This window comes from Alistipes communis (genome assembly GCF_006542665.1).
Lineage (GTDB): Bacteria > Bacteroidota > Bacteroidia > Bacteroidales > Rikenellaceae > Alistipes > Alistipes communis.
Genome location: NZ_AP019735.1, coordinates 1,355,541 through 1,371,374, shown reverse-complemented (window position 1 = coordinate 1,371,374; position 15,834 = coordinate 1,355,541). Strand labels below are relative to the sequence as shown.

The 15,834-nt window shown below is 59.6% G+C and carries 11 protein-coding genes; 9 read left to right on the top strand and 2 right to left on the bottom strand.

The genetic code is table 11. The annotated features are described in order from the left end of the window. Nucleotides 1–120: 120 nt before the first annotated feature. The 5 genes from FMF02_RS05665 to FMF02_RS05645 all read left to right on the top strand — a co-directional run bounded on the left by FMF02_RS05665 (nucleotide 121) and on the right by FMF02_RS05645 (nucleotide 6,660). Nucleotides 121–1,374 (top strand): phosphoglycerate kinase, encoded by a 1,254-nt coding sequence (locus tag FMF02_RS05665; RefSeq protein WP_019130748.1) that lies wholly within the window; start codon nucleotides 121–123, stop codon nucleotides 1,372–1,374. 79 nt (nucleotides 1,375–1,453) lie between these two features. Then, the gene (locus FMF02_RS05660) at nucleotides 1,454–3,496 is read left to right on the top strand and encodes a M13 family metallopeptidase (protein ID WP_179952787.1); all 2,043 of its coding nucleotides are present in this window, start codon (nucleotides 1,454–1,456) and stop codon (nucleotides 3,494–3,496) included. A 153-nt stretch (nucleotides 3,497–3,649) separates the two neighbouring features. Then, nucleotides 3,650–4,522 carry a CE1 family esterase gene (locus FMF02_RS05655; protein WP_141412448.1) on the top strand — a complete coding sequence of 291 codons (873 nt, stop codon included), beginning with the start codon at nucleotides 3,650–3,652 and terminating at the stop codon, nucleotides 4,520–4,522. Between the two features lie 104 nt (nucleotides 4,523–4,626). Continuing rightward, complete coding sequence (locus tag FMF02_RS05650; protein WP_141412447.1) at nucleotides 4,627–5,181, top strand: PepSY-like domain-containing protein; 555 nt, start codon at nucleotides 4,627–4,629, stop codon at nucleotides 5,179–5,181. Between the two features lie 228 nt (nucleotides 5,182–5,409). Further along, a complete protein-coding gene (locus tag FMF02_RS05645) occupies nucleotides 5,410–6,660 on the top strand; it encodes a BACON domain-containing protein (RefSeq protein ID WP_141412446.1) in 1,251 nt (416 codons plus the stop codon). Nucleotides 6,661–6,736: 76 nt separating this feature from the next. Here the strand turns inward: FMF02_RS05645 and sppA are convergent, their stop codons facing one another. Then, nucleotides 6,737–8,512, bottom strand: coding sequence for a signal peptide peptidase SppA (gene sppA / locus FMF02_RS05640; RefSeq protein ID WP_141412445.1), 1,776 nt, complete (start codon nucleotides 8,510–8,512; stop codon nucleotides 6,737–6,739). 201 nt (nucleotides 8,513–8,713) lie between these two features. Continuing rightward, the gene (locus FMF02_RS05635) at nucleotides 8,714–9,079 is read right to left on the bottom strand and encodes an MmcQ/YjbR family DNA-binding protein (protein ID WP_141413578.1); all 366 of its coding nucleotides are present in this window, start codon (nucleotides 9,077–9,079) and stop codon (nucleotides 8,714–8,716) included. Nucleotides 9,080–9,346: 267 nt separating this feature from the next. On the opposite strand from FMF02_RS05635, the gene FMF02_RS05630 reads away from it, so the two are divergent. The 4 genes from FMF02_RS05630 (at nucleotide 9,347) to kbl (ending at nucleotide 15,826) form a co-directional block, all read left to right on the top strand. Further along, on the top strand, nucleotides 9,347–10,405 hold the full coding sequence (locus tag FMF02_RS05630) for an Mrp/NBP35 family ATP-binding protein (protein WP_141412444.1): 1,059 nt from the start codon (nucleotides 9,347–9,349) through the stop codon (nucleotides 10,403–10,405). A 404-nt stretch (nucleotides 10,406–10,809) separates the two neighbouring features. Further along, the gene (gene nadA / locus FMF02_RS05625) at nucleotides 10,810–11,739 is read left to right on the top strand and encodes a quinolinate synthase NadA (protein WP_141412443.1); all 930 of its coding nucleotides are present in this window, start codon (nucleotides 10,810–10,812) and stop codon (nucleotides 11,737–11,739) included. Nucleotides 11,740–11,821: 82 nt separating this feature from the next. Then, entirely contained in the window at nucleotides 11,822–13,969 is a 2,148-nt protein-coding gene (locus tag FMF02_RS05620; protein ID WP_141412442.1) for a S46 family peptidase, read from the top strand. A 669-nt stretch (nucleotides 13,970–14,638) separates the two neighbouring features. Next, entirely contained in the window at nucleotides 14,639–15,826 is a 1,188-nt protein-coding gene (gene kbl, locus FMF02_RS05615) for a glycine C-acetyltransferase (protein ID WP_019130760.1), read from the top strand. Nucleotides 15,827–15,834: the final 8 nt, after the last annotated feature.

The window sequence follows — 15,834 nt, the reverse complement described above, 5'->3', positions numbered from 1 at the left end:
CGACCGCCTGCGGATTCCGCCGCATCGGGCAGCGGGAGGCTCCGGCGCCGGCTCGAAACCCGAATTTGACAAGAGAATGGGATTCAACGCATTAAGATATACTTTAAAATTCAACGCATTATGGCAACAATCGATTCTTACGATTTCAAGGGCAAACGCGCGATCGTCCGCGTGGACTTCAACGTGCCTCTGGATGAAAACGGTAAAATCACCGACGACACCCGCATCCGCGGGGCGCTTCCCACGCTGAAAAAGGTGCTCGCCGACGGCGGCAGCCTCGTCATCATGTCGCACATGGGCAAGCCCAAAGGCAAGGTCAACCCCAAGTTCTCGCTGAGCCAGATCGTCGACGCCGTGAGCGAAAAACTGGGCGTGCCCGTCAAGTTCGCTCCCGACTGCGCCAAGGCTGCCGAGGCCGCTGCGGCGCTCAAACCGGGCGAGGCGCTGATGCTCGAAAACCTCCGCTTCTACCCCGAAGAGGAGGGCAAGCCCGTGGGCATCGAGAAGGAGGATCCCGCCTACGAGGAGGCCAAGAAGGCGATGAAGGCTTCGCAGAAGGAGTTCGCCAAGACGCTGGCTTCGTACGCCGACTGCTATATCAACGACGCCTTCGGAACGGCGCACCGCAAGCACGCCTCGACGGCCGTGATCGCCGACTACTTCGACGCCGGCAACAAGATGCTGGGCTACCTCATGGAGAAGGAGGTGAAAGCCGTCGACAACATCCTGAGCGACATCAAACGTCCCTTCACGGCCATCATGGGCGGCTCGAAGGTATCGACCAAGATCGGCATCATCGAAAACCTGATGGACAAGGTCGACAACCTGATCCTCTGCGGCGGCATGACCTTCACCTTCGCCAAGGCGCAGGGCGGCAAGATCGGCAACTCGATCTGCGAGGACGACAAACTGCAACTGGCGCTCGACATCATCGCCAAGGCCAAGGCCAAAGGCGTGAATCTGGTGCTGGGCACCGACTGCGTGGCGGCCGACGCCTTCTCGAACGACGCCAATACGCAGATCTGCCCCGTGAACGACATCCCCGACGGCTGGGAGGGCATGGATGCCGGTCCCGCATCGCGCAAGGCTTTCGCCGCCGCGATCGAAGGCGCCAAGACCATTCTGTGGAACGGCCCTGCCGGCGTATTCGAGTTCGACAAGTTCGCCGAAGGATCGCGCGCGATCGCCGAAGCGATCGCCAAGGCGACGGCCGAGGGCGCTTTCTCGCTCATCGGCGGCGGCGACTCGGTGGCATGCATCAACAAGTTCGGCATGGCCGATCAGGTATCCTACATCTCGACCGGCGGCGGCGCGCTGCTCGAAGCCATCGAGGGCAAGGAACTTCCGGGCGTAGCCGCTATCTGCAAGAAATAATGCGTCCCGAACGCTGATGTCCGAAAGAGCTGTCCTTCTGCCGAAGGCGGCTCTTTCATGTTTAAAACAAAGAACCCAGATGAAAAAAGTCATTCTTTTTGCAACGCTCGCCTGTATGATGAGTTGCAACGACAAAACAGCCAAAACGCCGGCCATCGACCCGTCGAATTTCGACCTGTCGGTAGCCCCGAACGAAGGTTTCTACCAGTACGCCACCGGCGGATGGCAGGCCAAGAACCCGCTGAAACCCGAATTCTCGCGCTTCGGCTCGTTCGACGTACTGCGCGAGAACAACGAGGTGCGCATCAACGACCTCTTTCAGGAGATGACCAAGATCGAGGCCGCGCCGGGTTCGGTCGACCAGAAGATCTCCGACCTCTACAAAATGGGGCTCGATTCGGTACGTCTGAACAAGGAGGGCGCCGAACCGGTCAAGGCCGACCTGGCCGCGATCATGCAGGTCGAAAAGGGACCCACGCTGACCAAGGCGCTCACGGAGATGATGCTCGACGTGGGCAATCCGCTCTTCGCCTTCGGCGTGATGGCCGACCTGATGGACAGCAACACCAACGCCTTCTACCTCGAACAGAGCGGTCTGGGCATGGGTAACCGCGACTACTACCTCGAAGAGTCGAACGCCGCCCTGAAAAAAGGCTACGAGGAGCTGCTCGCCAAACTCTTCGTCCTTTCGGGCACGGAGGAGGCCGAGGCGAAGCGGGCCGCAGCCGACGTCGTGGCCTTCGAAACCGAACTGGCCCGCGCCTCGTGGTCGAACGTCGAGTTGCGCGACATCGCCCGCAGCTACAATCCGATGAGCGTCGCCGACCTCAAAAAGAGATACGACGCCATCGACTGGGAGGTGCTTTTCGATGAACTGGGCAAGGTACAGGTCGCAGGGATCGACCGTGCCATCGTCGGACAGCCGAGTTTCTTCGAGGGGATGAACAAACTGGTCAAACAGACCCCGATCGAGACGCTGCGCTACTACCTGGCCGCTCAATACCTCACCAGCGCGGCATCCTACCTGAGCGACGACTTCTATGCCGCTTCGTTCGACTTCTTCGGCCGTCAGATGGCCGGCAAGGAGGAGCAGCGTCCCCGCTGGAAACGCGCCATGTCGATCCCCAACTCGGTGTTGGGCGAGGCCGTAGGCGAGATGTACGTCGCCAAATACTTCCCTGCCAAGGACAAGGAGCGGATGCTCGAACTGGTCGGGAACCTGCAAACGGCGCTCGGCGAGCACATCGCCGCTCTCGACTGGATGTCGGACGCCACGAAGGCCAAGGCGCAGGAGAAGCTGGCGTCGTTCCACGTCAAGATCGGCTATCCCGACAAGTGGAAGGACTATTCGACGCTCACGATCGATCCCTCCGAGAGCTACTGGCAGAACATCAAGGCCGCGAGCCTGTGGGGCACGCTCGACAATCTGCGCAAGTTCGGCAAGCCGGTCGACAAGGACGAATGGCTCATGTCGCCGCAGACGGTCAACGCCTACTACAATCCCACGACCAACGAGATCTGCTTCCCTGCGGCCATTCTCCAGCCGCCGTTCTACAACCCCGATGCCGATGACGCGGTCAACTACGGCGCCATCGGCGTGGTGATCGGCCACGAGATGACCCACGGATTCGACGACCAGGGCCGCAACTTCGACAAGGACGGCAACATGAACAACTGGTGGACCGAAGAGGACGCTGCCGCGTTCAAGGCCAAGACCGACATTCTGGTCAAGCAGTTCGATGCGATCGAGGTACTGCCCGCCAAGGGGGATCAACCGGCCCTCTTCGCCAACGGCGCGCTCTGCCTGGGCGAGAACATCGCCGACCAGGGCGGTCTGCGCGTCGCCTACACGGCCTACCACAATTCGCTCGAAGGCAAGGAGAAGCCCGCACCGATCGACGGCTTCACCCCCGAACAACGCTTCTATCTGGCCTACGCACAACTCTGGGCGCAGAACATCCGCGACGAAGAGATCGCACGTCTCACCAAGCTCGACGTACACTCGCTGGGCAAGTGGCGCGTCGACGCCACGCTGCGCAACCTGCAAGACTTTTACGATGCCTTCTCGATCACCGACGGCGCGATGTACATGCCCGTCGAGGAGCGCGTGATCATCTGGTAACCTCTCCGAAAATCCGGTACGCAACCACCCCGAAAGTCCCTCCGCGGAGACTTTCGGGGCTTTCTTACGGCACGGGACGGCGACAAAGCTAGGCTCCCGCATTCGCTTTCCGGAAAAGAATCCCTATATTTACACGACCTAAATCCATCCGAAATGAAACGTATTCTTCCGATCGGCATTCTGCTGATGCTGTCGTATTCCCTTTCGGCCTTCGGAACCTCCTCGCCGAGACCCGCCGGGATGACCGTCGAGACCTGCACGGTCGACGGACTAGAACGCACCTACCGCCTCTATCTGCCCGAAGGAGTGCCCGACGACGCGCCGCTCGTCTTCGTGCTGCACGGCTACGGAGGCAATTTCAACCTCGACCGCTACGGCATGAACGAAGCGGCCGACCGCCACGGCTTCGCCGTCTGCTACCCGCAGGGCATGAAGGACGGCCGCGGCAAAACCTGCTGGAACGTCGGGTACCCGTTCCAGGCCGACATGACCGTCGACGACGTGTCGTTCCTCTGCGAACTGGCCGGTCTGTTGCAGGACAAGTACGGCCTGAGCCGGAAAAACACGTTCTGTACCGGCATGTCGAACGGCGGCGAGATGTGTTACCTGCTCGCCTACTCCCGTCCCGACGTCTTCGCTGCCGTCGCACCGGTTTCGGGACTGACGCTGGAATGGATGTACCGCGACTGCGACACGCCGGCGCCGATCCCGCTCTTCGAGATCCACGGTACCGAAGATCGCACCTCCGCGTGGGAGGGCGATCTGGAAAACAAGGGCGGCTGGGGCGCCTACCTGCCCGTCGAGATCGCCGTCGGCTACTGGGTCGCCGCCAACCGCTGCGTGCGCGAACAGACCGATACGCTGGCCCTGCGGCGGCATCCCGTGGTGGCGCACCGCTTCGTCGGGGGCACCGGCGGCAACGAAGTCTGGCTCTACGAGGTCGTAGACGGCGGCCACAGTTGGGCCGAGAAGGATATGGACACCTCCGAAGAGATATGGCATTTCTTCGGCCGGTTCGTGAAATAGTCCGCGGCGGCTGTACGACGACGGGACGGGGTGCGATGCCCCGTCCCGCCGTTTTTGGTGCGGTATTTGGACGACAGCGGTCAACGTCTTAAAATCATACGACTATGAAAAACTGGATTCTGACGGCCGCCGCACTCTTCGTCTTCACGACGGCCGCAACGGCGGCGGCAAACGCTCCCGACGACGACAAACGCCCCGACCGGACGCCCATGAAAGGGCGGATGGTCGAAAACCGCACGGTAAAATTCGATGCGCTGCCCGAAGCCGCACAGGCCTTCATCCGCGACTTCTACGCAAAAGACCGTGTCGAACGCATCCGCTTCGACCCTTCGGCGCACCTCTTCGCCTACAAGGTGCGGCTCGACAACGGCGATGAAATCATGTTTTCGCAAAACGGTGCATGGACCGACATCGAGAGTGCCGACGGCATCCCGATGAAGCTGATTCCTCAACAGGTCGCCGACTATGTGAAGAACAAATACCCGGGCCAGACCGTCACCGACATCGGGCTCGAACGCAACGGAATTTCGGTGCGGCTCGCCGATCAGACGGAGCTGCTCTTCGATTCGGACGAGCACAACCTCCGGCAACACATGGCCGGCACACGGACGAAAGGCTCCGGTGACCGCATGATGCGGCACCACGGCAACTCGCGATAGCACACCGGTTTCCGGATGAATTCCCCGACCTCTGTCCGCAAGCGAGCGCTCCGTCTGCAACTATTTGCAGACGGAGCGCTCGCTTTATTTCTGCGGAAATCCGGAACGCCGTCGCATACATCCGGCATCCGATCCCATAAACCAAAACAGTTATTTTAACGTCTTTTTATATTATTTTATATCGTTTTCAAACAAATTCTCATTATTTTTGTTCGAAAACGACCTGAAATGAACACGAAAACCGTTCAAGCAAGACTTGCAAAGCGCCTTCTCTGCATCGTCTGCGCCGTCGCGGGCGGATGCGGCGACAGCACTACGCTCCGTTACGATCCACAACCGCCCGACGCTTCTGCGCCGCCATTGAGCGTCACGCCCGATACGCTGGTCTTCGATGCGGAGGGAGGAACTCTCGTTCTGAACCTCGCGACGACAACCGCCGAATGGAAAATCGAATCGCCGAGCGAATGGCTGACGATAAAAGTGGAATCTTCCGACGGCAGTCCGCACGGCTCGCTCGGAGGAGGTGCCGGTAACTTTTCCATCCGTATCTCCGCGACATCCAATGAAACGGATGCACGGCGCACCGCTTCGATCCGCGTGAGCGGCAACGACGCCGGCACCGTCACGATACCGGTCGAACAGAAGGCTTTCGGGGAGTCCCACACCCCTTCGCTGAGTGTCGAACCCTCCTCGCTGACATTCAAAGCCGACGGAGAGTCGTTCGACTTGGTCGTCACGACCGATGCCGCCGCGTGGACGGCGACCTGCGAAGCCGCGTGGATAACGATCACGAGCGACAACGACGCGACGCTCCGGGCGACAGCCATGCCCAACCGAACGGCTTCGCCGCGTTCGGCGACGATTCTGTTCACAGGAGAAGACGCCGAACCTTTCGAAGTCTCCGTGACACAGGCGGCACACTCCGAATCGTCTTCACCGCTCTCCACCCTCGAACGCGACGTACGCCCTTCGCTCGCCGTCGCGAGCGCGACCTTCTATGCCGACGACCGACTGCCGAATACGCTGCGGCTGCTGCAACTGAATCTTTACGGCGACCTTGCGCAGCATGAAATCGATAACTTGATGCTGACGCTGTGCGTCGGCGCCGATACGCAACGGACGGGTGCGATCGAGGGTCGGTATGCGATCGCCGGAGAAGGGAATACGTCGCCCGATTTACCGGAACTCGGCGAAGGAGCGGTCATAGCCGGCACCCTGATCCGGCCTTCCGGCGGCGATCCGCTCTTCGAAGGAAGCTGGTACCGAATGTTGACCAATGAAGCGAACCAGGTACGGCTGACCGAAATGGCTCCCTGTACGGAGGGAGAAATCGTCGTCGAACGCAACGGAAAGAGATATTCGATCGTCTACCGCTTCGTCGACGACAACGAGGCCCGGCCGCATACGATCGCAGGCAGCTATGCCGGTACCGTCGAATTTACCAATCTCGTCCGCGACGCCGGATCGTCGCCTCTTTGAGCCCTTTCCCTTACGAATTCACCCCTGCCGCGACATGCTGCGGCAGGGGTGAATCCCGTTTCGGAATACGAACGCGCTACTCGAACGAGAAGACGTAGGGACAATAGGTCAGGACACCCTGCTGCGAAAGCGCGTTGCGGACGTGGCGGTACTCGTCGTAGAGATCGAAAAGCTCCGTGTGTTCGACGTGTGCCTCGACCTGCGCGTTGAGGGCGGCCAGAATGGCGGCCAGCCCCTGCGGCGCTTCGCGCACTTCCTCGATGAAGTACTCCTCGCCCAGGCCGGCCTTGTCGACCGCAACGGCAATGGCGCTCTTCAAGCCGCCGTAAGAGTCGATCAACCCGATTTCGAGCGCATCGACGCCGCTCCATACGCGCCCGCCTGCAATATCGAGCACTTTCTCGACGGGCAGATTGCGTCCTTCGGCGACCAGGTTCGTAAAGGTCTCGTAGACCCGATCCACGCTTTTGAGCATCATGGCGCGCTCGGTCGGAGTCAGTCCGCGGAAGATGCTCAAATCGGCCGAGCGGTTACTCTTGACCGCATCGACGGTGACGCCCAATTTCCGCTCCATGGCGTCGCCCGCATCGAGCAACATGCCGAATACGCCGATCGAACCCGTCAGCGTGAGCCGGTCGGCTACGATGGCATCCGCCGGAGCGGAGATGTAGTATCCGCCGCTGGCTGCATAGGCGCCCATCGAAACGATCACCGGTTTTTCGGCTTTGAGCAGTTCCATTTCGCGCCAGATCACGTCCGAGGCCAGAGCGCTGCCGCCGGGCGAATTCACCCGCACGACGACCGCCTTCACCCCATCGTCCAGCCGCAGCTGCCGGATCTTCTCCGCCAGCGTATTGCCGTAAACGGCGTCGTAGCCCTCGCCGTCGACGATCTGGCCGTCGGCATAGAGCACCGCCACGCGATCCGCTCCCATGTGCCGCATGTCGGGCCCTACCTGTGCAGCATACCGGCCGAGCGATACGAAACGATACTGACCGTCACCGTCCGCCTCGACACCCGCCTCGGCGAAGAGATCGTTCATCTCGTCCTCGTATTTCAATCCGTCGACCATTCCCTTCGCCAACGCATCTTCGGGCTGGATCGCCGACAGCTCGTCGGCGTATTCGTCGAGCATCTCGATCGTCAGGCCGCGCGATTCGGCCACGTCGCCCGCAATGACGCTCCACATCGAGTGCACCAGCTGCCCCAACTGTTCCCGATTGGCATCGGACAGCTTCGTGAGGATGTAGGGTTCCACGGCACTCTTGTACTTGCAGGCCGTAGGACGGAATACCTCGACTTTGAGATCGAGTTTGTCAAGCAGCCCCTTGAAAAATAGCGTGTTGACGGCCATTCCGTGCCAGTCGAGCAATCCTTCGGGTTGAAGATAGACGCCGTCGGCCGCCGTGGCGAGGTAATAGCCTCCCTGCCCGTAGGCTTCGTTGTAGGCCAGCACGAACTTGCCGCTCTCCTGCTTGAAGTCGAGGATCGCCGCACGCAACTCCTCCAACACGGCCATCGAGACCGTACCCTGCCCGTTGGGCCGGATATAGATTCCCTTGATGCGGGGATCGCTCTTGGCGGCATCGATCGCGCGCAGCGCCTCGAACAGGGTCACGTGGGGCGTGGCAGTCATCGTACGGAAATCGACGCCGGCGAAAGGATCGGCGGGAGGCGCCTCGACGATGTTCTCCGAAAGGTCGATCCGCAGAATCGAATTGTCGTCGATACCAGTCGTCGCCGACAGCGCACCGACGATCCCCATGACGAAGAGGCTCCACAACACGGCAATGAGGATATTGCCCACGATGAAGGCCAGCAGGCCGGCCAGAAAGGTCTTCGAAAAATTCATATTCAAACTGTTTTACAAATAATTATCGAATTTTATGTTTTGTTTTCAACAGTCGTTTTCCCGCCGCCGGCAAGCACCGCTTCCACCGGTCGAAAACGCCTCGGACGTTCCGCATCGGGATGTCCCGCAGGCAAATATACGCAAAAGCCACCGGAATATTTCGTATCCCGGCCGAAACAATCCGTTTTGCGGCGCTTCGCACTACAACGTTTCGCGTTCCTTCGCCGGAAGAGAATCGCGTACCAGTCGGTAGGAGTTCTCCACCAGCCGACAGACGAATGCGTCGGATACGTCGCTGCCGAAATAGACATCGCTCCACATCCGCTTATTCATGTGCCATGCCGGACGCACGCCCTCGTACCGCGCACGCAGTTCCGCGGCCTCCTCGGGCGTCGACTTGACGCAGCAGCGGTCGAAGAGCACGATATTGACGTAACAGAACCACTTGCTCCCGACATAAAAACAGAGCACGTCGCGGCTGTAAGCGTCGTTCAATGCAGTAAACGGCATCTTCTCGGTCACACCCGGCAGCGACAGGCAATACTCCCTGAACTCCTCGATATTCATCGCGTCTTCGGTTTTCGATTTCACCTCCGTCAAATTTACGAAATTTTTCAAACGGCCGCACATACCCGTATCCCGAAAAATATCGTCTCCTCCGGCTTCGCCGAAAAAACTCCCGCCCGGCAAAGTTCGAATAAATTTGCATTGCACTCGTCTTTTCGTATCTTTGGCTTCATCTTAGATACTCCCGCTCGGCAATGTTCAAATAAATTTGACATTGCCCTCGCTTATCCGTATCTTTGTCGGGAAAAGTCATATTCCGGATACGTTATGGAGCAAAAAATCAAAGCGCTGCTCTCACGCATCGTCCACCCCGAAAGCGGGCGGAACATCGTCGAGAGCGGCATGGTGGAGCATATCGACGCCGGCGAAGGCCGCGTGACCGTCACGCTCCGGTTCGAAAAGGCGCGCGACCCCTTCGCCGTGAAGATCAAACGCCAGGTCGAGGAGGCCATCGCCCGAGAGCTCTCCCTCGACCGGGAACACGTCGCCGTCATCGTCCGAGAAGCCGCGCCGAAAGCGGCGCCGGCGGCATCGCAGCATACCTTCACGGGCGGTATCGGCAAGGTGCTGGCCGTCGCATCGGGCAAGGGCGGCGTGGGCAAATCGACCGTCACGGCCAATCTGGCGCTCACGCTGCGCAACATGGGTTACCGCGTGGGCATCCTCGACGCCGACATTTACGGACCGTCGCAGCCCAAGATGTTCGGCGTGGAGGGCTACCTGCCCGATGCCGAACGCATCGACGGCGAGGATTGCATCCTGCCGGCCGATGCGATGGGGATCAAACTCATGTCGATCGGCTTCTTCATCAAACCCTCCGACGCACTGATCTGGCGCGACGCCATGGCGACCAACGCCCTGCGCCAGATGATCCACCAGACCAAATGGGGCGGGCTGGACTTCCTGCTCGTCGATCTTCCTCCCGGCACGGGCGGCGTGCATCTGGCCGTCATTTCGGAGTTGAAGGTCACGGGTGCGGTGATCGTCTCGACACCCCAGCAGGTAGCCGTGGCCGACGTGCGGCGCGGCGTGGAGATGTTCCGCGCCGACAAGATCGAAATTCCCGTCGTGGGCATCATCGAGAACATGGCCTGGTTCACCCCGAAGGAACTCCCCGAAAACCGTTATTACATCTTCGGCCACGGGGGTGCGCGCGCCTTCGCCGAGCAGAACGACGTGCCTTTCCTGGGCGATATTCCGATCGTTCAATCCGTTATGGACGGATCGGAAGAGGGGCGTCCGGCCGCGGGAACCGATCCGGCCGTCGAATCCCTCTATCGTTCGATCGCCGAAAAAGTTGTTGAAAACATGGCGAAAACCTGTTGAGAAGTTGTGTACAATCCCGCAATAACTCGTAATAAAAAAGAGGGTCGAAAAGTTGCAGAATCGCACAGAACACCGTGTGTACGAAACTTCGGAAAAAACAAGAAAAAGTTTTGAAAACTTGTTGCGCCGCCCGACCCGCCGGAAGATGAAGGAATGTTGAGAAAAAATAGCTGTCGACTTGTTGAAAAGAGTTACGGACAATTGTCGATTACTTTTGAATTTTCAGTTCAACGATCTACGGTTCAATAATTTGAATGAAAAGAAGGAAAAACAGTAATCGACAAATGCCACTGCGGAACCGGCATAACTTTTTCCGCGGAAAACTTATCGACATTGTCAACAGGCATTATTAATCTTCTTTTTCTTTATTAAATTAAAATTGAATTAAAAAATAAAAACAAAAGATGGTCGATAACCTCCTCTCCCGCATCGAAGAGCTCAAACGCCGCAAGGGAGCCGTGATCCTCGCCCACTATTATACGCTGCCCGAAGTGCAGGCCGTCGCCGATTTTCTGGGCGACTCGCTCGCACTGTCGATCGAGGCGCAGAAAGTGGAGGCCCGCACGATTCTCTTCGCGGGCGTACATTTCATGGCCGAGACGGCCAAGGTGCTCTGTCCCGACAAGAAGGTGCTTATCCCCGTGCCCGAAGCGAGCTGCTCGCTGGCCGACGGCTGCGAGGCCGAGGCGTTCCGCCGCTTCCGCGCCCGCTACCCCGGCCATACGGTGGTTTCGTACGTCAATACGTCGGTGGAGATCAAGGCGCAGACCGACGTCTGCTGCACGTCGTCCAACGCCTTGAAGGTCGTCGAGTCGATTCCGGCCGAACAGCCGATCCTCTTCGCACCCGACCGCAATCTGGGCGCCTACGTGCAGAAACTCACGGGACGCACCAACATGGTGCTGTGGGACGGTGCCTGCCACGTGCACGAGGAGTTTTCGCTCGAAAAACTGCTCGCATTGCGCGAGGAGCACCCTGCGGCCGAGGTCGTCGCGCATCCCGAATGCCGCGCCTATATCACGGCGGTAGCCGATTTCGTCGGTTCGACGGCAGCGATCCTCGACTATTGCGGCCGCAGCGACGCCCAGGAGTTCATCGTCGTGACCGAAGCGGGCATCCTCGCGGAGATGCAGCGCCGCTATCCCCGCAAACGCTTTATTCCGGCGCCGCCCGACGACGATACGTGCGGCTGCAACAACTGCGTCTACATGAAGATGGTGACGCTCGAACGCATCGCCGCCTGTCTGGAAAACGAGTCGCCCGAGGTGGTGATCGACGAGCAGGTGCGGCGCGCCGCCGAGCGGTCGATCCGCCGCATGATCGAGATCGGCTGACGGCGCGGTGCGGCGGCCCGTTTGCGGTTGTCTTCGCCGTCTGCGGATCGGACAGGGAAAAATAAATGACAGATCAATACCTATGAAAAAATTTTCGATGTTTTTGTTCGCGGCATTCTTCGCCGCGACGGCGGCCGCCGACGAGGGAATGTGGCTGCTGCCCTATTTGCAAAAGATGAATATCGCCGACATGCGGGCCAAGGGGTGCGAACTCTCGGCCGAGGAGATTTATGCCGCCGACCGTTCGTCGCTCAAAGATGCGATCGTCATCTTCGGTGCGGGATGTACGGGCGAGGTGGTCTCGCCCGAGGGGTTGCTGCTGACGAACCATCACTGCGGCTACGGCGCCATCCAGTCGCTGTCGTCGGTCGAGCACGACTTTCTGAAAAACGGATTCTGGGCGCGTTCGCGTGCCGAGGAGCTTCCCGCCCCCGGACTCGAAGTGCGTTTCGTCCGCCGTATCGCCGACGTGACGGCCGACGTGCTGGGTGCCGTGCCGTCGACGGCCATGGGCGAGGAGCGCGCCGAACTGGTGAAGAAACAGGTCGCCGAGGTGCGCAAACGCTTCGGCAAGGAGTACCCCGGCATGGAGATCTCGGTCAAACCCTTCTTCGGCGGCAACCAGTATTTCGCCTTTGCGATGGAGGTCTACAAGGATATCCGTCTGGTGGGTACGCCCCCCAATTCGATCGGCAAGTTCGGCGGCGACACCGACAACTGGATGTGGCCGCGCCATACGGGCGATTTCTCGATGTTCCGCATCTACGCCGGCAAGGACAACCGTCCGGCGGAGTATTCGACGAAGAATGTCCCCTATCGCGCCGACGAATACCTGCGCATTTCGCTCGACGGGTACGAGGAGGGAGATTTCGCCATGATCATGGGCTTCCCCGGCTCGACGCAGCGGTACATGACCTCGTATGAGATCGACCGGATGCTCACGATCACCAATCCGCAGCGCATCTTCATCCGCGGCGAGCGGCAGAAGATCCTGGCCGAAGACATGCTCGCGAGCGACAAGGTGCGCATCCAGTACGCCTCGAAATACGCCCAGTCGTCGAACTATTGGAAGAATGCCATGGGGATGTCGCGCGGCATCGAACGGCTCGACGTGAAGCGCAAGAAGCAGGAGCAGGAACGCGCCTTCCAGCAATGGGCCGAGGCGAACAGCGTAGACGGGGAGCGTTACGACGAGGCGTTGGGGATGATCCGCGACGCGATAGCTGCGAGCAACGAAGCCTATGCTGCACAGCAGTACCTCAACGAGGCGTTGCAGCGCTCGGTCGAAATCATGACGCCGGCCTCCTACGTGATCGCTGCGGTCGGCAAGAAGGGCAAGAAGCTCGAAGATCCGGAGGCGCTCAAAGAGCGGTTGCGCGGCTTCTACAAGGACTACAATCCCGCTACCGACCGTCGTGTGGCGCGCCGCATGTTCGAACTGGTGATGGAGCATGTCAAGGAGTTGCCCGACGTATTCGTTGCGGCCGAAGGGCAGTTCGACGATCTGGACACCGCGGTCGATTACCTCTACGACAATTCGGTGTTCGCCGACGAAACGCGGGCGTTGGAGTTCGTGGACCGCTTTTCGCGCGAACGGCTCGACGAAGACCCTGCGGCGCTGCTGGCGCTGTCGGTAACGGGCAAGATGCTCGAATTGCAGCAGGCGCAGAAGGAGGCGAACCGCAACTACGCCGACGGACATCGTCTCTATATCGAAGGGTTGATGAGGCAGTACCCCGACCGCGCGTGGGCGGCGGACGCCAACTTCACGATTCGCCTTACCTACGGGCAGGTGCTGCCCTACGATCCGGCCGACGGCGTGACCTACCACTACTATACGACGCTGCGCGGCGTCATGGAGAAGGAGGACCCGAAGAATCCGACGGAGTTCTCCGTGCCCGACAAGCTCAAAGAGCTCTATGCCGCGCAGGATTTCGGCGCCTATGCCAACGGGCGGGGCGAACTGCCGGTCGCTTTTCTGGCGAATCTCGACATTACGGGCGGCAACTCCGGTTCGCCGATCATGAACGGCCGCGGCGAGCTGCTGGGGCTGGCCTTCGACGGCAACTGGGAGGCGATGTCGGGCAACGTGGCTTTCGAGCCGGCGTTGCAACGCACTATTTCGGTCGATATCCGCTACGTGCTGTTCATCATCGACAAGTTCGCCGATGCGGGATATCTGGTGCGCGAGATGACGCTCGTGCGCGACGGCAAGCCCGTTGCGGAGTGATCTCGGAAAACCTATTTCGAACGGCGGAAGGAAGTCTCCTTCCGCCGTTTTTTCACGGGAAACGGAAAGATCGATCCTGCTTGAACCGTAGATTTGCAGGGGATGAATCATCTTTTATAAAACGTCGCTGTTCCCTGCTTTCCGATTACCGTCGCTTCATCCGCTATTTTCGCAGTGCGATCCGGCAGGCCGGAGGCCTGCTAAATCGAGTATAGAAGAATTACATCGGAATAAACCATCGTTGCGTGGAGCGCACAACAGCCTCCGCATTGCACCGGAGGAGGCAACGGATCGGACAAAGGCTGGAACGCCCGGAGCGATCGTGCGACAAGCGGAGTCTTTCGTGATCGCTCAGTGACAGCCTTTGTCCGATCCCGACGGAGGTGCCCTGCGGACACTTTTGGCGCCACCTTTTGGTGCCAAAAGGTGGTAAACTTGCTCCTTGCAGGAAACGCCGAATCGAAAGTACGGGATACTTCCCGAAGTAAGAATCGATTTATTCTGTGCTTTTGGATCAAGCCAAAGCAAAAGATAAACCGCGGCTAAAACATTTGTTTTTTATGATTCCGGACAAAAACAGGATCGAAAACCGGCGTTTTTCATTTTAAATTTTTACCTTTGCTTTCAGATCATAAGATATCTCCAATGAAATCTTAAAACTTTTAGTCGATGTACGGGAAAATCAAGGAATATCTCCAACGGGAACTCGCTGATATCAAGGCGGCGGGACTGTATAAGACCGAACGGGTGATCGCCTCTCCGCAGCGTGCCGAGATCGAAGTCGCGGGCCGCTCCGTGCTGAATTTCTGCGCCAACAACTATCTGGGTCTTTCGGACGACGAACGCCTGATCGAAGCGGCCAAACGGGCCATGGACGAGCGGGGTTTCGGCATGTCGTCGGTGCGGTTCATCTGCGGCTGCCAGGATATTCACAAGGAGCTGGAACGTGCGATCGCCGATTATTTCGGCACGGAGGACACGATTCTCTACGCTGCCTGCTTCGACGCCAACGGCGGCGTTTTCGAGCCGCTCTTCACGGAGCAGGACGCCATCATCTCGGATGCGCTGAACCACGCCTCGATCATCGACGGCGTGCGGCTCTCGAAGGCGGTGCGCTACCGCTACGCCAATGCCGACATGGAGGCGTTGGAGGATTGCCTCAAACGTGCGCAGGCGCAGCGCTTCCGCGTGATCTGCACCGACGGGGTCTTCTCGATGGACGGCAACGCCGCTCCGCTGGACGAGATCTGCCGCCTGGCGCGGCAGTACGACGCGCTGGTGATGGTCGACGAATGCCATTCGGCCGGCGTGCTGGGCGCTACGGGGCGCGGCATCACGGAACTTTACGATCTGCGCGGCGAGGTAGACATCCTGACCGGTACGCTGGGCAAGGCCTTCGGCGGCGCCGTGGGCGGATTTACGACGGGCCGCCGCGAGATCATCGACATGCTGCGGCAGCGGTCGCGGCCCTACCTCTTCTCCAACTCGCTGCCCCCTGCCGTGGTGGGCGCCGGTATCGAACTGTTCAAGATCCTCGGCCAGAGCAACGAACTGCACGACCGGCTGGTGGCCAACGTGGAGCATTTCCGTGCGGGGATGATGGCCGCCGGATTCGACATCAAACCCACGCAGTCGGCCATCTGCGCCGTGATGCTCTACGACGCCAAGCTGTCGCAGGATTTCGCTGCGCGTTTGCAGGAGGAGGGCGTATTCGTCACGGGGTTCTACTACCCTGTCGTGCCGAAGGGGCAGGCGCGCATCCGCGTGCAGGTCTCGGCGGGACATACCGTCGAACAGCTCGACCGCTGCATCGCCGCCTTCGTCAAGGTGGGCAGGGAACTGAATGTGTTACAATAAGAATAAGG